20 protein-coding genes are annotated in these 16,400 nt (G+C 35.5%); 15 read left to right on the forward strand and 5 right to left on the reverse strand.

Annotation, left to right across the window (positions count from 1 at the left end):
- Positions 1-32 precede the first annotated feature (32 nt).
- Together JFU54_RS10025 and JFU54_RS10030 are read right to left on the reverse strand one after the other, a co-directional pair.
- Positions 33-917 carry an alpha/beta fold hydrolase gene (locus JFU54_RS10025; protein ID WP_078184449.1) on the reverse strand — a complete coding sequence of 295 codons (885 nt, stop codon included), beginning with the start codon at positions 915-917 and terminating at the stop codon, positions 33-35.
- Positions 918-932: 15 nt separating this feature from the next.
- Positions 933-1,772, reverse strand: a complete 840-nt coding sequence (locus JFU54_RS10030; protein WP_078184448.1) for a GNAT family N-acetyltransferase — start codon at positions 1,770-1,772, stop codon at positions 933-935.
- 269 nt (positions 1,773-2,041) lie between these two features.
- Between JFU54_RS10030 and JFU54_RS10035 the strand changes: the two genes are divergently transcribed.
- Both JFU54_RS10035 and JFU54_RS10040 read left to right on the forward strand, forming a co-directional pair.
- Positions 2,042-3,427 (forward strand): alkaline phosphatase, encoded by a 1,386-nt coding sequence (locus JFU54_RS10035; RefSeq protein ID WP_201064353.1) that lies wholly within the window; start codon positions 2,042-2,044, stop codon positions 3,425-3,427.
- A 54-nt stretch (positions 3,428-3,481) separates the two neighbouring features.
- Positions 3,482-3,946: a hypothetical protein gene (locus tag JFU54_RS10040; protein ID WP_201064354.1), complete on the forward strand. Its 465-nt coding sequence runs from the start codon at positions 3,482-3,484 to the stop codon at positions 3,944-3,946.
- 26 nt (positions 3,947-3,972) lie between these two features.
- On the opposite strand, the gene JFU54_RS10045 is transcribed toward JFU54_RS10040, so the two are convergent.
- The gene (locus JFU54_RS10045; protein WP_002015229.1) at positions 3,973-4,623 is read right to left on the reverse strand and encodes a GTP pyrophosphokinase; all 651 of its coding nucleotides are present in this window, start codon (positions 4,621-4,623) and stop codon (positions 3,973-3,975) included.
- Between the two features lie 304 nt (positions 4,624-4,927).
- On the opposite strand from JFU54_RS10045, the gene JFU54_RS10050 reads away from it, so the two are divergent.
- The 3 genes from JFU54_RS10050 to JFU54_RS10060 all read left to right on the forward strand — a co-directional run bounded on the left by JFU54_RS10050 (position 4,928) and on the right by JFU54_RS10060 (position 8,401).
- On the forward strand, positions 4,928-6,424 hold the full coding sequence (locus JFU54_RS10050; protein WP_098635929.1) for a YcdB/YcdC domain-containing protein: 1,497 nt from the start codon (positions 4,928-4,930) through the stop codon (positions 6,422-6,424).
- A gap of 183 nt (positions 6,425-6,607) precedes the next feature.
- Positions 6,608-7,321 carry an RNA polymerase sporulation sigma factor SigK gene (gene sigK, locus JFU54_RS10055; RefSeq protein ID WP_000051382.1) on the forward strand — a complete coding sequence of 238 codons (714 nt, stop codon included), beginning with the start codon at positions 6,608-6,610 and terminating at the stop codon, positions 7,319-7,321.
- Positions 7,322-7,612: 291 nt separating this feature from the next.
- Complete coding sequence (locus JFU54_RS10060; protein WP_002129166.1) at positions 7,613-8,401, forward strand: phosphatidylserine decarboxylase; 789 nt, start codon at positions 7,613-7,615, stop codon at positions 8,399-8,401.
- Between the two features lie 152 nt (positions 8,402-8,553).
- On the opposite strand, the gene sda is transcribed toward JFU54_RS10060, so the two are convergent.
- Entirely contained in the window at positions 8,554-8,709 is a 156-nt protein-coding gene (gene sda, locus JFU54_RS10065; RefSeq protein ID WP_002015226.1) for a sporulation histidine kinase inhibitor Sda, read from the reverse strand.
- A gap of 246 nt (positions 8,710-8,955) precedes the next feature.
- Here sda and JFU54_RS10070 point away from each other — a divergent pair, with 246 nt between their 5' ends.
- From JFU54_RS10070 to JFU54_RS10105, 8 genes are all read left to right on the forward strand, one after another.
- Positions 8,956-9,468, forward strand: coding sequence for a YqeG family HAD IIIA-type phosphatase (locus JFU54_RS10070; protein ID WP_002015225.1), 513 nt, complete (start codon positions 8,956-8,958; stop codon positions 9,466-9,468).
- Between the two features lie 3 nt (positions 9,469-9,471).
- Positions 9,472-10,578, forward strand: coding sequence for a ribosome biogenesis GTPase YqeH (gene yqeH, locus JFU54_RS10075; protein WP_002015224.1), 1,107 nt, complete (start codon positions 9,472-9,474; stop codon positions 10,576-10,578).
- Positions 10,579-10,593: 15 nt separating this feature from the next.
- On the forward strand, positions 10,594-11,427 hold the full coding sequence (gene aroE / locus JFU54_RS10080) for a shikimate dehydrogenase (RefSeq protein ID WP_201064355.1): 834 nt from the start codon (positions 10,594-10,596) through the stop codon (positions 11,425-11,427).
- Between the two features lie 4 nt (positions 11,428-11,431).
- Complete coding sequence (yhbY, locus tag JFU54_RS10085; protein ID WP_002015220.1) at positions 11,432-11,725, forward strand: ribosome assembly RNA-binding protein YhbY; 294 nt, start codon at positions 11,432-11,434, stop codon at positions 11,723-11,725.
- 135 nt (positions 11,726-11,860) lie between these two features.
- Positions 11,861-12,430 carry a nicotinate-nucleotide adenylyltransferase gene (locus JFU54_RS10090; protein ID WP_002015218.1) on the forward strand — a complete coding sequence of 190 codons (570 nt, stop codon included), beginning with the start codon at positions 11,861-11,863 and terminating at the stop codon, positions 12,428-12,430.
- Positions 12,420-12,989, forward strand: a complete 570-nt coding sequence (yqeK, locus tag JFU54_RS10095) for a bis(5'-nucleosyl)-tetraphosphatase (symmetrical) YqeK (protein ID WP_002143180.1) — start codon at positions 12,420-12,422, stop codon at positions 12,987-12,989. Before JFU54_RS10090 ends, yqeK begins: the two co-directional genes overlap by 11 nt.
- Positions 12,986-13,342, forward strand: coding sequence for a ribosome silencing factor (gene rsfS / locus JFU54_RS10100; protein ID WP_000653209.1), 357 nt, complete (start codon positions 12,986-12,988; stop codon positions 13,340-13,342). The genes yqeK and rsfS overlap by 4 nt, the downstream gene beginning before the upstream one ends.
- Positions 13,339-14,088 (forward strand): class I SAM-dependent DNA methyltransferase, encoded by a 750-nt coding sequence (locus JFU54_RS10105; RefSeq protein WP_002088700.1) that lies wholly within the window; start codon positions 13,339-13,341, stop codon positions 14,086-14,088. The genes rsfS and JFU54_RS10105 overlap by 4 nt, the downstream gene beginning before the upstream one ends.
- Before the next feature lie 172 nt (positions 14,089-14,260).
- Here the strand turns inward: JFU54_RS10105 and comER are convergent, their stop codons facing one another.
- Positions 14,261-15,088 carry a late competence protein ComER gene (gene comER, locus JFU54_RS10110; RefSeq protein WP_002015213.1) on the reverse strand — a complete coding sequence of 276 codons (828 nt, stop codon included), beginning with the start codon at positions 15,086-15,088 and terminating at the stop codon, positions 14,261-14,263.
- 77 nt (positions 15,089-15,165) lie between these two features.
- Here comER and JFU54_RS10115 point away from each other — a divergent pair, with 77 nt between their 5' ends.
- On the forward strand, positions 15,166-15,765 hold the full coding sequence (locus tag JFU54_RS10115; protein WP_002143177.1) for a helix-hairpin-helix domain-containing protein: 600 nt from the start codon (positions 15,166-15,168) through the stop codon (positions 15,763-15,765).
- Between the two features lie 63 nt (positions 15,766-15,828).
- Positions 15,829-16,386: a ComE operon protein 2 gene (locus JFU54_RS10120; RefSeq protein ID WP_016100602.1), complete on the forward strand. Its 558-nt coding sequence runs from the start codon at positions 15,829-15,831 to the stop codon at positions 16,384-16,386.
- The last annotated feature ends 14 nt before the right edge of the window (positions 16,387-16,400 follow it).

The raw sequence follows: 16,400 nt of genomic DNA on the forward strand, positions 1-16,400 counted from the left end.
ATGAAACGGGTATCTCAAAATGAGATACCCGTTTATTTTTCAGCACTTATAGGATTTTTCTCGAAGAAATCTTTTACATACCCTACAAATTCTTGTGGCTCTTGACGAAATGGGGCATGATAACCTTTTTCAATAATATGGAAAGTGCTATTTTTTAAGAATTGATGATAAGTTTCTCCTTCTTTCCAAGAAACGCTATTATCATTTCTTCCCCATATAATTAAAGTTGGTTGCTTGATTTCAGTTGCATTGATTTGAAGACGCCTAGGCCATAATTTCATTTTATTATAATGCTCTTCATCATTACGCTTGAATTTAACTTTGCTCTCATCATAATCTGCAATAGAAGAAACGGCACTTAAATCAGTCGACAACTTTGGTTTTGGTGAACCTTGTTTATTAACGAACGTATGAGGGCCGCCTGTAGCATCAGTTAAAATAAGGTGGGTAACCGCTTCGGGGTATAAATATGTTAAATTAAGAGAAATTTCTCCGCCCATAGAATGTCCCAGTATTGCGAATGAGTCGTACCCTAATTTTTTCATTAACTTATAATACAAATTTGCATGAGTTGGGAAAGAATAATAAAAATCCATCGGTTTAGAGGAACGTCCGAATCCTAAAGCATCAACAGAAATAATCGTATGATCTTTTGCTAAATCTGAGTAAACCTTTTGAAAACCATCGGATGATCCTCCAAATCCATGGATCATAAGTAAAGGTGGTTTTTCATCACCAATCTTTTTAAAGTAAATCGTTTGACCATCTATCTCTACCATTTTTTCCTCGGTAGCTAGTTTCGCTGTAATTGTATTTTTAACTTGTTTTACTTGTTCTACTGGCTTTTCTGCTGCACTACATCCTACTAATAGTGTAAGAGTAAGACAACCTACCATAAAATAGCTAAATCGCTTCAATTAGGTGTCCCCTTTCTAACATAACGCTGCATCTATCATAGCAAATAGTATATTACGATTTCCAGGAAGTTGATTACCGTTCTTTATCATAAGAGGTGAAAGGAGCGTTTCCTGGAAATTTTCTGTTTGAAGAAATTGACGGAAAATGAATTGTGAGTGCGGAACATCAATGCGTATCGTCCCATTCCACGAGTTGCAAATTATTTCTAATAACTGAATAGCGTCTTTTTCTTTTTTTGAAATAAGTGGAGTGATACATAGTACATCTCCTTTTTGTATGCATAAAGCAAAAGCATCTATTTGATTATCCCGCTCTATTTTAAAGGAGTAAGTTGCTCTCGATAGTAGTGATAAATAAAGCTTAGAACGATCTGCACCAGTCGCAGTTTGATCAAGAAAAATGAGAGATTGAAGATCGGCTTGCTGAATTTGTTTTATGGGAAAAGAATTTGTACTTATATGAGCCGCTTGTTTTTCGAAACGATGAATTGTTGTTATTGATTGAAATCCATAAGATTCATATAAGGATTCACCAGCTTTTGTTGCAATGAGCGTAATAGGGAGCGATGGATAAGTTACTTTTAAGCTATTGTTTAACAAAATACGGCCAATTCCTTTTCTTTGAAAATCAGGATGCACGATTAACATACCGATAGAAGAAAATCCAGGGGCAAACGAAAAGACCCCGCCCGCTGCAATAAGTTTATTCTCATGTACATAGCCAAAAATTGTGCCAATGGAAAGGTACATATGGAATTGCTCTTTCATAAAACTCTCATGCTGTAACCACCCGACTGATTTGCAAAGAGAGAGTAAATCTGGAATGGAAGATGCGTCTAGTTTTACTGTTTTCATAAAGTTCACCATATTTCTATTTAAATTAGAAAAAATAAGAATAATATTACGAAATGTAAAATAATAGGTTCGTATTAAAAGAAATCCAACATGTTTATATTTATCTTTGTAAAGGGGAGTATGCTTGATATGAAAAGACAAACTTATACAAATTATAACTTAAATTTACATAAGTTAACAAAAAATTTACATATAACTCATTTTCTCTTAACAGTCTTCTATTAAATTTGATAGTGGGAAATGAATAACCTAATTAGGGGGACAAGACAGTGAAAAAGTTTGTGAAAAAAGCATGGCCATTTGCAGTTGTGGCGTCGTTAGCAGTTACTTCGGTAGCAACATGGAATTTTACGCGTTCTAGTGAGGTTAATGCAGATGAGAACGGAAACAATGCAAAAATTAAAAATGTCATTGTATTAATTGGGGACGGTATGGGGCCTTCATATATGACAGCTCATCGTTATATGAAAGATAATCCAAAAATATTTGAGATGGAATCTACAGAATTTGATAAGCATCTTGTAGGAACACAAAAAACATATCCAGAAGATGAACATGAAAATATTACAGACTCTGCATCGGCAGCTACTGCGATGTCAGCAGGTATAAAAACATATAACGCAGCTATTGCAGTAGATAATGATAAAGCTGAAGTGAAAACAGTATTGGAGCAAGCGAAAGAAAAAGGGAAGTCAACGGGACTCGTTGCAACTTCTGAAATTACGCATGCAACACCAGCTGCATTCGGTGCACATGATATTAGTCGTAAAAATATGGACGCAATTGCAAATGATTACTTTGATGAAAAAATTAAAGGTAAGCATAAAATAGATGTTATGCTTGGCGGGGGCGTAAAGAACTTTATTAGAAAAGACCGCAATCTTACAGAAGAATTTAAGAAGTCTGGTTATAGTTATGTAACAGATCGTAATCAATTATTAAATGATAAAAGTGATCAAGTTCTTGGCTTATTTGCACCAGGTGGTTTAGACAAAATGATTGACCGTACTGACAAAACACCTTCATTAGAAGAGATGACAAATGCAGCGATTGAGCGCTTGAACAAAAATAAAGACGGTTTCTTCTTAATGGTCGAAGGTAGTCAAATTGATTGGGCTGGACATGATAATGATATTGTCGGTGCAATGAGTGAAATGGAAGACTTCGAAAAAGCGTTTAAAGCAGCAATTGAGTTTGCGAAAAAAGATAAGAACACATTAGTTGTTGCAACAGCAGATCATGCTACTGGCGGATTATCTTTAGGTGCGAATGGTGAGTATAATTTTAAAGTAGATCCGATTAAAGCTGCGAAACGTACGCCAGACTTTATGGCAAGTGAGATTGTAAAAGGTGCAAATGTAGAAGAAACATTGAAAAAGTATATTGATCTACAATTAACACCAGAAGAAATTAAAGCTGTAAATGATATAGCTCCATCAAAAGATGTAACAAAGATTGATAATGCAATTGAAGATATCTTCAATAAGCGTTCGGTTACAGGTTGGACAACGGGTGGACATACAGGTGAAGATGTGAACGTATATGCATTCGGACCAGGTAAATACTTATTCTCTGGCGTTCAAGAGAATACAAATATAGCTAAACGTGTCTTTGACATCGTTGGCGGTGGCGATCCGAATAAAGGAAGACGCTAATTATAAATGAAAGTGAGGCGAAATGCCTCACTTTTCTTTTTAGGAGATGGAAAGATGAGATTTTTTTTAAGGAAATTAAGATTCCTTCTAGTATTCGTATTATTGCTAGTTGGATGTCAATCTCAAGAGAATAATATAGAACAAAAATCTGCTGGGAAAACTGAGGAAAAGGTACATATAACGAAAGAAGAAGAGAAATCCATTCAAGATGTTATTGAGGCATTTGTACGGACGACGAATGAAAAAAATCTTGCTGAGCATATGGAGTTATTTTCAAAGAAGATGCCTAGTGCTGAAGACTTAAAAACACAAAAGGAAGCGGCATTTCAAAAGGGAAATAAGAAAATAGAATTGGAACATATGAATATGAAAGCTCTTAAAGGTGGGCTTGTTATTGTTGAAACGGAGGAAAAAGAAGTAGATGGAGGGGTTACTCTCCAAAAGAAAATGCAGTACGCACTTGGAAAAGAAGACGAAGGGTGGAAGATTGAAGAGGTCCGTACGATAGAGAAGAAATAAAAAGGTTCTCATAGGAGAGAACCTTTTTATAGTGGTAATAAAATTTGATTTGAACATGCTTCAATGTCATCAATATCTTGACGGATTGTTGCCATCTTATTATCGAGGTCTTCAGCTTTCATAGCAGCGTCATGTAGTTCATCTTTCAAATAGTCAGGTATATTTCCTTCATATTTGTAGTAAAGTTTATGTTCTAAACTTGCCCAAAAGTCCATGGCAAGTGTACGTAATTGAATTTCTGCAAAGACATCTTTCGTACCAGAATTTAGTGACAATGGATATTTAATAATCATATGCAAACTTTTATAGCCATTTCCTTTTGGATTAGCAATATAATCTTTTACTTCTACAATTTCCATGTCTCCACGATTTTCAATAACTTCTTTTAAATGATAAATATCTTCTACAAAGCAACATGTAATACGGATGCCAATAATATCTTGTAATTGTGTTTGAGCATTTTCAACTGTTGGTGATAAGTTTTTACGCTCAAGCTTCCTAATGATACTTTCGGGTTGTTTAAGTCTTGTTTTTATATGTTCAAACGGGTTGTAGTCTTCTAAAAATTGAGCTTCCCGGTTCATAATTTCAAATTTAGTTTTTAACTCTTCTAAAGCGAATGTATAAGGTAATACAAAAGCTTTCCAGTAGTTAACTGTTGATTGGTTATATTCCATTTCTATACACACCTTTTCTTATTTACAAGTGAAGTTGTTATTATACTAAACACCAAATCATGTAGGCGCAAGCAGCAAATGATGAGATCATAAAGCGATATTTAGTTTTCATCTTTTCAACCCCTTTCAAATGAAATTATATATTAATAAACGTCATTGTTAGTAATTTCACTATGTACAATTCTTATAGTAATAGATTCATGTGAAATTCGTATGAACTAATTGTTTCAGTTTTTTGTCTTTTTGATAACGGCTTTTGGTTTTGTTTGTTATAATTACCTTAAATTGTAATAAAGGAGAGGGTATGATGAATCCAAAAGATAAAAAAAGAAAAGAGCAAGTGGCCCATATTATTGAAATTCCAGATGAATATAGGCTTGTTGTAGATGATCAAGAAGGAGTGGATGATCCGTATCATCTATTATGGTGGGGGCATAAAGAGGATGAGGAGAAAAAGATACAAATTACATTAAATAGGCATACTGGTAATTTATTCGAATTCAGGATAGATGATGAAAATTATTTTTCGAGTGATAAAGAAGTGATAGAGGAGAATAAGGCAAGAGAGATTGCAAATGTATTTATAAAAAAATATGTGGAAGAAGAATTAGAATTTTATACATATGTGTCAGTTAAGGATGACTGGCGTGGTTGGAAAGAAATAAATTATATGCAGGAAGTGAATGGATATCCATTGCCGAATACAGGATGTGTTGTGCGAATTCATCCTTCAGGTAATGTTGTGCATTTTCATTACAATGGACAAAAAGCTATAGGGAAAAAACCGTTATGGCCAATTGAAATTGTTGAGGAGAACGTCGTTTTAGAAACTTTGAGAGCTAGACAAGATATGAGACTTGTATTTGTGGATTTAACACATTCTTCATGTAAATATGAAAATGGTGAGGAAGTAAAAGGCTATCATCTTGTATATGAACCAGAACCTAGTCATGCGTTTATTGATGCAAGTACAGGTAAAGATTTATTTGACCCAGATCATTATAAATTGCCTCCAACTGTAGCTGTTGAAAAACCGAAAAAAGGTAGTCAACAAGATGATATATTCGATTTATTTGACTGGGATAAAGAAAGTTTTACAAAAGTGGCTGAGACAGAAAATGAAGATGGAATAAGGATGAAATTTGTTTCGAAAGAGGAATTACAAAAACAGAAAGAAGAAAAGAATCCATATTTAATGAATGAATTTTTAAAAAAGCATTTACCGATGTTAAAATATAATAATTTAGTTGGCATTACGATTGATAAATCAACCAAGGAATTAATTGGTTTTATAAAACTGGCAGACGATAAAGAAGTAAAACAAATACTGTCTAGAGAGGAATGTTTACAAAAAGCACTTCAATTTTTAGAACATGTTATTCCAGATGTTACACAATATCTTCGCCTTTGGGATGAACGTGACGAAGATGAAGGGATTGAAAGATTTGTCTTTTCAGTATATGTGAATGAAATTCCGGTAGAGTATAGGGAATTCATGGTCAACATTAATACAGAAAATGGTGCTGTGATGCATTACTCGGGAAAACCTAGCAATATAATAGAAGAGTTACTTGCACATGAAACAACACCAAAAGTAACAAAAGAAAAAGCGTTAGAAATATATAAAGAGGTCATTCGAGTAAAATTAGAATGGTGTATAGATCATGATGCAGAGGAAATGAAATATAAACTGCTGTATAAACAAACGAGGAGTGAAAATCATAAAGAATCCGTCGATTGTAGTCGGAAAATTCGTTACATAGATGCGCATACTGGAGAGAAAATTTGGAGTGAATATTAGTAAAAGCCAATCGATACGTTTCGATTGGCTTTTACTATGTTTATAGAAAAATTTAATGATTAGCGTTGAGTGGTTTAAGAATGCCATTAAGTTAAGAGTTCCATATTTACATCGTACAGACACAAACAACCTCATGCCCACATACACATAGTAAAGACCACTATTTTGGCGGAGGTGAAAGGTTTGAGTCTATTCGCCGCAATTGGATATATGGTTCGAGAAGTGTTTGTATTTGTTTCTTATGTGAAGAACAATGCGTTCCCGCAGCCGTTATCATCAGATGATGAGAGAAAGTACTTAGAGTTAATGGAGCAAGGTGATGCTCAAGCGAGAAATCTTTTAATTGAACATAATTTACGGCTTGTAGCTCATATTGTTAAGAAATTCGAAAACACTGGTGAAGATGCAGAAGATTTAATTTCAATTGGTACCATTGGGCTTATTAAAGCGATTGAAAGCTATTCAGCAGGGAAAGGAACTAAGCTTGCAACATATGCAGCGCGCTGTATCGAAAATGAAATTTTGATGCATTTACGTGTGCTGAAGAAAACGAAAAAAGACGTTTCACTTCATGATCCGATTGGGCAAGATAAAGAGGGTAATGAAATATCGCTTATTGATATATTAAAATCAGAATCTGAAGATGTAATTGATATGATTCAGCTTAGTATGGAGTTAGAAAAAATTAAAGAGTATATCGATATTTTGGACGAACGAGAGAAAGAAGTAATTGTGAAGCGTTTTGGACTTGGGCTTGATAAAGAGAAAACACAGAGGGAGATTGCGAAGGCGCTCGGTATTTCAAGAAGCTACGTATCGCGAATTGAAAAGCGTGCTTTAATGAAAATGTTCCATGAATTTGTGCGGGCTGAGAAAGAGAAAAAAGCAAAAGAATAATGTGTATTGTAAGCAGCTACACTTTAAAAGTGGCTGCTTTTCTTTCGGGAAAACGGAAAGAAAACGAGCTGTTCTAAGAAGAAATACATGTTCACTGTTGAAAATGGTGGGTTCTATCTGTAATATTAGAAGGTGCTAAACAATTTAAGAATAAAAATTATACTTAGTTTTTCTTCGTGTATAACGAGACGGCTCCATTCTATATGTGGGAATAAGAACCAATTTTACATATGATATAGAGAGAAAAGAAGGGGAAACTAAAGTTATAGGCTGATTAGGAGGTTTCGTAATTTGCGACGGACATTATATCGACTTATGATCGAACTTACAAATGGTCGTTTTACTTCTTATATATTACGTAAATTTGCACAATCTCGTTTGAGCTCTATCATTATTCCATCGTATGTGAAAGTTTTTCAAATTAATCAAGATGAGATGGAAAAGGGTTTGAAGGAATATGGAACATTGCATGATTTATTTACACGTAGGCTAAAAGAAGGAAAGCGTAGTATTGATACTGATGCGTCGAGTATCGTTAGTCCTGTTGATGGTGTTTTTGCTGATCAAGGTCCTATTGAGGATACAAAAACATTCGATATAAAAGGAAAGCGTTATTCAATTGTGGATATGCTAGGTAATGAAGAGCGTGCAAAGCGATATGCAGGCGGTACATATATGGTGATTTATTTGAGTCCAAGTCATTATCATCGTATTCATAGCCCGCTTTCTGGCTCTGTGACTGAAAGATTTGTACTCGGTAGAAAATCATATCCGGTAAATGCAGCGGGTATGGAGTATGGGAAAGAACCATTGTCAAAAAATTATCGCTCTGTTACAGAAGTAAATAGTGACGGCGAACATATGGCACTTGTAAAAGTAGGTGCTATGTTTGTTAATAGTATCGAGCTCCTTCATGAAAGAAGTACTGTTCAAAAAGGTGAAGAGATGGCATACTTTACATTTGGCTCAACAGTTGTTTTATTATTTGAAAAAGATATGATTAAAGCAGTGCAGGAATTGACAAGTGGGCAAGAGCTGCGTCTTGGTGAAAAAATTGCAACCCGAGTATCTCATAAGTAAAGAAAAGGTTTTATAATATACTTATGAAGCTCTAATTAAGAAATGTGGACAAAGATGCTTAATGAAGAAATCCCCTAGATGGGAGTACTTGTTTATTCGAGAGCCATCGCAGGATGGCTCTTTTTACAGGTCAATCAGCAATCTATATGTACTCAAGAAGATTTGACGAGCTTGTCCTCTAACGAGCGTCTAATAATTTCTTGTTTTATAAGTAAAATGAAGTCGGGATTTAATTTTAGTTCTTTTGCTTTATAATAAGACTCAGTGAGTAAATCAGTAGATAACTGTTCCATATGTTTTGTTTTCAAGGTGAGTCACCTCCTAATAATATAAGGATTGATTCGTTGTTGCATTTAATGTACCAAAAAAATATGACAGTCACAAACAAGAGGTTATCCACATAACTCAGTGGATAAAATGTGGATAGATTGTTAGTAAATTCCAAATCGGCTGAAAAATTAACGTGGAAAGTGTGTACAAGTTTATCCACAGGTTATCTATCGAAAAATGTTGTCGAAAAATTTTATGAAAAATCCTCAAAGAGGTGAAAGAAATTGAAGTTATTTTTACCAAATGAATATGTGAAAAATATATATCATATTCAACCAGAAGATTTGAAAAAACGTGGAATTAAAGGAGTTATTACTGATTTAGATAACACTTTAATTGAATGGGATCGTCCAAACGCAACGCCACAGCTTGAAGAGTGGTTTTTGAAAATGAAAGAAAATGATATTCAAGTAACGGTCGTTTCAAATAACAACGAGCAACGCGTTAAAGACTTCGCTGACCCATTAGGTATTCCGTTTATTCATAGTGCGCGCAAACCGTTTGTTCGCGCATTTAAGCGTGCGATACATGAGATGCACCTGCAGCCAGATGAAGTTGTAGTAATTGGAGATCAGTTACTAACGGATGTGCTCGGCGGGAATCGTGTGGGACTTCATACAATTTTAGTTGTACCGGTAGCGCAAACGGACGGATTGGTGACACGATTTAATCGAAAAATTGAACGAAGAATTATGAGAAACATGAAGAAAAAAGGCTTAATTAACTGGGAGGAATAAAGTTTGACTGAAACAATTAAATGTATTGGTTGCGGTGTAGAAATTCAAACAGAAAATAAAAATGAAGTAGGATACGCTCCTGTATCATCTTTAGAAAAAGAACAAGTAATTTGCCAACGTTGTTTTCGTTTGAAACATTATAACGAAATTCAAGATGTATCTTTAACAGATGATGATTTCCTTCGTATTTTGAACGGAATTGGACAATCAGACGCACTAGTGGTTAAAATCGTAGATATTTTCGATTTCAATGGTAGCTGGTTACCGGGCTTACATCGTTTTGTAGGGAACAATAAAGTATTACTTGTAGGGAATAAGGCTGACTTAATTCCAAAGTCAGTTAAGCATGATAAAGTAAAACATTGGATGCGCTATAGTGCAAAGCAACTTGGTTTAAAACCAGAAGATGTCTTTTTAATTAGTGCAGCTAAAGGACAAGGAATCGCTGAACTTGCTGATGCAATTGAGCATTACCGCGAAGGTAAAGATGTTTATGTTGTTGGATGTACGAATGTTGGTAAATCAACATTTATTAATCGTATGATTAAAGAGTTTAGTGATGAGACTGAGAATGTAATTACAACATCACATTTCCCAGGAACAACGCTTGATTTAATTGATATCCCATTAGACGAAACGTCATCTTTATACGATACACCAGGTATTATTAATCATCATCAAATGGCGCATTATGTTGGGAAACAAAGCTTAAAGCTTATTACACCGACTACAGAAGTTAAGCCAATGGTATTCCAATTAAATGAAGAACAAACATTATTCTTTGGTGGATTAGCACGATTTGATTATGTAAGTGGGGGCCGTCGTGCATTCACTTGTCATTTCTCAAACCGTTTAACAATCCATCGTACAAAGCTTGAAAAGGCTGATGAATTGTACGAAAAACACGCTGGAGAATTATTGAATCCACCGACACCAGAAGAATTAGAAAATATGCCTAAGTTTGTGAAATATGAATTTAATATTCGTGAGCCGAAAACGGATGTTGTATTCTCTGGATTGGGCTGGGTTACTGTAAATGAATCAGGAGCGAAAATTGTTGCTCATGTACCAAAAGGAGTAAGTGTTTCATTACGTAAATCTTTAATTTAATATGGAGAGGGATTTATGAAACAATTATATGGTGTAATCGGAAATCCAATTGGACATTCATTATCACCCGTTATGCATAACGATGCATTTGAACACTTGAATATGGATGCCCATTATCATGCGTTTCTTGTAGAAGAAGAAGCGCTAGGGGAAGCAGTAAAAGGTTTGAAAGCATTAGGTATTTCAGGATTTAATGTAACGACTCCGCACAAAGTTGTAATTATGGAGTACTTGGATGAGATTGCCCCGTTAGCAAGGCAAATCGGTGCGGTAAATACAGTAGTTCATCGAGATGGAAAATTGATTGGGTATAATACAGATGGAATTGGTTTTGTTCGTGCCCTGCAGTCAATTAGTGAAGATCCACTTCAAGAGAAACGTATTTTATTAATCGGTGCAGGTGGTGCTAGCCGAGCTATTTACTTCTCGCTTGCCGATGTAGGTGTGAAAGAAATTGATATTGCTAATCGTACGAGAGATAAGGCGAAAAACCTTATCTCTGGGTGCATGGCAAATGTTAATTCGCATGCTCTATCGTTAGAATGTGCAGCAGAAAATCAAGGGGAATATGATATTATCATCCAAACAACAACGATAGGTATGCATCCACATGTTGAGTATACGCCGCTGGAAATTCGTTCATTGAAACAAGGAACGATTGTTTCTGATATTATTTATAATCCATTTGAGACGAAAATTTTAGGCGATGCGAAAGAACAAGGTGCAATAATTCAAAATGGAATCGATATGTTCGTTTATCAAGGTGCACTTGCGTTTGAAATGTGGACAGGGTGTGTGCCGAATATTGATAGAATGAAACAATTAGTAATGAGAGAGCTTGGAGGCTAATTATATGTTAACAGGAAAACAAAAAAGATTTTTACGTGCAAAGGCACATCATTTAACACCGATTTTTCAAGTTGGAAAAGGTGGCGTGAATGAAAATATGGTGAAACAAATTGGAGAGGCATTAGAAGTTCGTGAACTATTTAAAGTGAGTGTATTACAAAACTGTGAATTTGATCGTAGTGAAGTTGCAGAAGAGCTTGCACAAGGTGCACGAGCTGAAATCGTTCAAGTAATCGGAAGCACAATTGTTTTATACAAAGAATCAAGAGAAAATAAGCAGATTAAGCTTCCTCGATAAAAGATATACGTGAGTTATTTCGTAATGGACGCTTGATATGTAGAAAGCGAAACCAATTGAACTTTTATTAACAGTGGGCTCTCTTCGAATTTGTATGGGGAGAGTTGCTGTATGTAAAAGGAAGGAGCGTTTCTTTTGAGAAAAATTGGCATTATTGGTGGCACGTTTGATCCACCTCATAATGGGCATTTGTTAATTGCAAATGAAGTGTATCATGCTTTAGGGTTGGAAGAGGTATGGTTTTTGCCGAATCAAGTTCCACCGCACAAGCAAGGACGTAACATTACGAGTGTGAAAAGTCGATTAAACATGCTGCAAATAGCGATTGAGGAAGAAGCATACTTTTCAATTTGTTTAGAAGAGCTAGACAGAGAAGGCCCATCTTATACGTACGATACTATGGTACAATTAACGGAGAAGTATCCGGATGTGCAGTTTCACTTTATTATTGGCGGAGACATGGTTGAGTATTTGCCGAAGTGGTATAACATTGAAAAGTTACTTAAGCTTGTGACTTTCGTTGGAGTTGCAAGACCAGGTTATACATTACATACGCCTTATGATATCGTAAAAGTGGAAATTCCGGAGTTTGCAGTTTCTTCTTCTCTGTTACGTGAGAGATATATGACGAAGAAAACGTGCAAATATTTACTCCCCGAAAAAGTACAGGTATATATCGAGAGGAATGGGTTGTATGAATCGTGAGGAAGCACTTAGTATTGTCAAACAACAAATGCATGAAAAACGTTATATACACACGGTTGGTGTAATGGAAACAGCGATTGAACTTGCTAGGTTATATGGTGTAGATGAGAAAAAGGCAGAGACGGCTGCTATATTTCACGATTATGCAAAATGTAGAGCGATTCCAGAAATGGAAGAGATTATTAAGAGAGAAGCTTTGCCAAAGGATCTACTGCACTATAACAAAGAGTTATGGCATGCACCTGTTGGGGCATACTTAGTAGAAAAAGAAGTAGGCATTACTGATCCTGAAATTCTACAAGCTATTACATATCATACAAGTGGTCATGAAAAAATGACAATGTTAGATAAAGTTATTTATGTAGCAGATTACATTGAACCAGGACGTAAGTTTCCTGGTGTGGAAGAAGCGAGGAAACTCGCATATAAAGATATAAATCAAGCTTTACTGTTTGCTTTAAAGCGAACAATTCAATTTTTAATGGAAAAAGATCAAACGATTTATCCATTAACATTCCAAACATACAATGAAGTTATCAAGGAGGAAATTAATAAATGAAAGATAAAGAGTTATTAGTATTAGCGGCAAAAGCAGCTGATGATAAGAGAGCAGAAGATATGGTTGTACTAAATATGCAAGGTATTTCACCGATTGCAGACTATTTTATTATTTGTCACGGAAATTCAGACAAGCAAGTACAAGCAATTGCACGTGAAATTAAAGCGAAGGCACATGAGTTCGAAATTAACGTACAACGTATGGAAGGCTTTGATGAAGCACGTTGGGTTTTAGTAGACCTTGGTGATGTGGTTGCTCATGTATTCCATAAAGATGAGCGTAATCACTATAATTTAGAGCGTCTATGGGGCGATGTGCCGCGTGAAGATATTGCAGATGAGCTAGATCAATGAAATACGAACAATTTGCTTTGCTGTATGACGAACTGATGAATGATGTCCCTTATGATAAATGGGTGGAATTCACAGAGGAAAGTTTACAACAGGCATCTATGAAAGAGGCAAGAATCCTTGACGTAGCATGTGGAACTGGTAACGTAACACTTCCGCTTGTGCGAAAAGGTTATGACTTAATTGGTGTAGATCTTTCGGAAGAAATGTTAACTGTCGCGCAGCAAAAATTGGGGGGAGAAGGATATTTTATTCCTTTTTACCAACAAGACATGAGAGAGCTCGATGTTCCTGGTGAATTTGATTGTGTGACAATCTTTTGTGACTCATTAAATTACGTATTGCAAGAAGATGGAGTGCAAGAAACATTTAGAAGAGTTTTCCACCATTTACGTCAGGATGGCTTGTTTTTATTCGATGTACACTCTTTATATAAAATACATCACGTATTTCAAAATGAAACATATACAGTGAACGGCGAAGAAATATCACTTATTTGGAACTGCTTCCCTGGAGAAGAATCAGATAGTGTGGAACATGATTTGACATTCTTTGTACAAGATTCAGAAGAAGATGTGTATCATCGTTTTGACGAATGTCACGTGCAACGTGCGTATTCGGTTGAAGTGTTAACAAAATGGCTTGAAGAAGCTGGGTTTACAGTGCTTCGCGTCACAGGTGACTTTGAACGAATTGAAGTGACAGAACAAACAGAGCGCATCTTTTTTATGGCGAAGAAGAATGGATAAAAGAAAAGCAACCGATAAGGTTGCTTTTGTTTTATAGAAAAGATGTAGTTTTAGTTCTAGAAAAATAAAAAGATGATATGTGTAAAGTGTAAAAATGCTAGTTTTAGTGAAAATGTAGCATGAAAAAGATAAGTGTTAATAAAAAGGGTTTGGGATTACGATGGCGTATTTATTATGTGTGTTTATTGAATTGCTGCTCAACGCATTTTAAATCTTCATCAAATTTCTCATGTGTCCGTTCGATTAATTTATGAAACATATCCCCAACGTGCTCTTCTAAAATACGAATACCTTCTCCTGTAACACCGCCTTTAACGCATACCTTTTCTTGTAAAGTAGGTAATGTGAAAATTTCTTTTTCGAGTAATTTCCCCATTCCAATGACCATTTCACTTACTAAAGTAGTGGCTTCTTCATGTGTAATATTTGTTTTATCTACAGCAGCGTTAATGAAACATTGTAATAAATAACTAAAAAAAGCAGGGCCGCAGCTTGCTATATCAGATGAAACGCGCGTTATATCTTCTTCTATAACAAGGGGAGTAGAAATGTTTTTGAATAGACGAAGTAGTTTTTGTTGCCATTCTAGAGAGCAGTTATTTCCAAATGTAAATAGTGATGCGCCGGATAAGGCGCGGTTTGTGATGCTTGGAATGATACGAGCGACGTGGCAAGGTATAAGTGTTTCTAATTGTGATGGAGATATGGGGCTTGTGATAGAAACTAAGCAATCTTCGTCTGAAAAATGGTCAGCGTATTTTTGTAGAATAGGGTATATGTCTATCGGTTTTACGCAAATGAAAATAAGCTGGGATTGTTCGATTACCTCTTGGATTGTTTTGGCTATATGAACAGAAGGGTATTTTTCTTTTATATGATATGCTTTGGCAGGCGTCCGATTAATAATAGTAAGGCACGAAGGTTTGACAGCACGGGTTTCTAAAAATGCATCGATTAGTATATTCCCCATGTTCCCTGTCCCTATAATTCCTATGTTCAATGTTTCATCCCTCCTTCGTAACAGCTTTCTCCTAAACAATATGAATGATGTTATAAATTTATGATTAGAGGTGTAAAATGATGTGGGATTTTCCAAAAAAATGGTTGGGATTAGTGGTTATTATTGGCACTTTGATTTTTCTTTTTTTCTGGAAAACGAATCAGCAAACAGAGCGATCGCTCATTACAACGGAAGTTCAAGTAAAAGATGTGGAGAAAAAAAGTAAACCGAAAGTATTGGATACAAAGGAGCAGAAAAAAATAATTATAATTGATGTGAAAGGGGCGGTTTTTAAAGAGGGTGTGTATGAAATGAAGGAAGGGGACCGGGTGAAGGAGGCGGTTGAAAAAGCTGGTGGTTTGTTGCCGGATGCAGATGTGAAGAAAGTGAATTTGGCGCAAATGGTCCAAGACCAAATGCTTCTGTATGTTCCTAACAAGAATGAGTCAGTGCAAGAAGGGACTACTTTTTCAAAAAGCGAGGGTAAAGTGCAAATAAATACAGCTTCTAAAGAGCAACTTGAAAAAATAACAGGCATTGGTTCTCGGAAAGCGGAAAGTATTTTGAAATACCGAGAAGAACATGGTCCGTTTCAGAAAATAGAAGATTTATTAGAAATTGATGGGATTGGTGCGAAGTCTTTAGAGAAAATAAAAGATCAAATTATTATTCCATAAAAGATTGACGAAGTTTTTCTTTTTTCGCTACACTACAAGTAGACAAAAAAGAAGGTGAAAAATATGGAACGAATTTCATGGGATCAATATTTTATGACGCAAAGCCATCTACTATCTTTACGTAGTACATGTACAAGGCTTGCGGTAGGAGCGACAATCGTTCGTGATAAACGAATTATTGCTGGTGGATATAACGGTTCAATTAAAGGTGGTGTCCATTGTATAGACGATGGTTGCTATGTCATTGATAATCATTGCGTTCGTACAATTCATGCTGAAATGAATGCTTTATTGCAATGTGCGAAATTTGGTGCAAAAACAGAGGAAGCGGAAATTTATGTCACACATTTTCCTTGTTTACAGTGCTGTAAGGCGATTATTCAAAGTGGTGTTACAGCGGTTTATTATGCACAGGACTATAAAAATCATCCGTATGCCGTAGAGTTATTTGAACAAGCGAGTGTAACAGTAAAGCACGTTCCGCTAGAATACGATATTACATCGCTAGAGGAACAAGAGCGTCATTTACAGCTAAAGGAATTATTCGTAGCTTTAGAAAAAGATAATTTATCAATGGAAGAATTACAGCGTGTATTCACTAAAGCGAAAATGATGCTATAAGGAGTGAGTATGAG

This window comes from Bacillus sp. TH19 (assembly GCF_016651075.1).
GTDB classification, from domain to species: Bacteria; Bacillota; Bacilli; order Bacillales; family Bacillaceae_G; genus Bacillus_A; species Bacillus_A mycoides.

Excerpts from the sequence above, each read along its gene's own strand:
- yhbY (WP_002015220.1), top strand. The coding sequence starts at position 11,432 with ATGTTAACAGGAAAACAAAAAAGATTTTTACGTGCAAAGGCACATCAT.
- JFU54_RS10105 (WP_002088700.1), top strand. The coding sequence starts at position 13,339 with ATGAAATACGAACAATTTGCTTTGCTGTATGACGAACTGATGAATGAT.
- JFU54_RS10040 (WP_201064354.1), top strand. The coding sequence starts at position 3,482 with ATGAGATTTTTTTTAAGGAAATTAAGATTCCTTCTAGTATTCGTATTA.
- JFU54_RS10030 (WP_078184448.1), bottom strand. The coding sequence starts at position 1,772 with ATGAAAACAGTAAAACTAGACGCATCTTCCATTCCAGATTTACTCTCT.
- yqeK (WP_002143180.1), top strand. The coding sequence starts at position 12,420 with ATGAATCGTGAGGAAGCACTTAGTATTGTCAAACAACAAATGCATGAA.
- JFU54_RS10050 (WP_098635929.1), top strand. The coding sequence starts at position 4,928 with ATGATGAATCCAAAAGATAAAAAAAGAAAAGAGCAAGTGGCCCATATT.
- aroE (WP_201064355.1), top strand. The coding sequence starts at position 10,594 with ATGAAACAATTATATGGTGTAATCGGAAATCCAATTGGACATTCATTA.
- JFU54_RS10120 (WP_016100602.1), top strand. The coding sequence starts at position 15,829 with ATGGAACGAATTTCATGGGATCAATATTTTATGACGCAAAGCCATCTA.
- rsfS (WP_000653209.1), top strand. The coding sequence starts at position 12,986 with ATGAAAGATAAAGAGTTATTAGTATTAGCGGCAAAAGCAGCTGATGAT.
- JFU54_RS10045 (WP_002015229.1), bottom strand. The coding sequence starts at position 4,623 with ATGGAATATAACCAATCAACAGTTAACTACTGGAAAGCTTTTGTATTA.
- JFU54_RS10115 (WP_002143177.1), top strand. The coding sequence starts at position 15,166 with ATGATGTGGGATTTTCCAAAAAAATGGTTGGGATTAGTGGTTATTATT.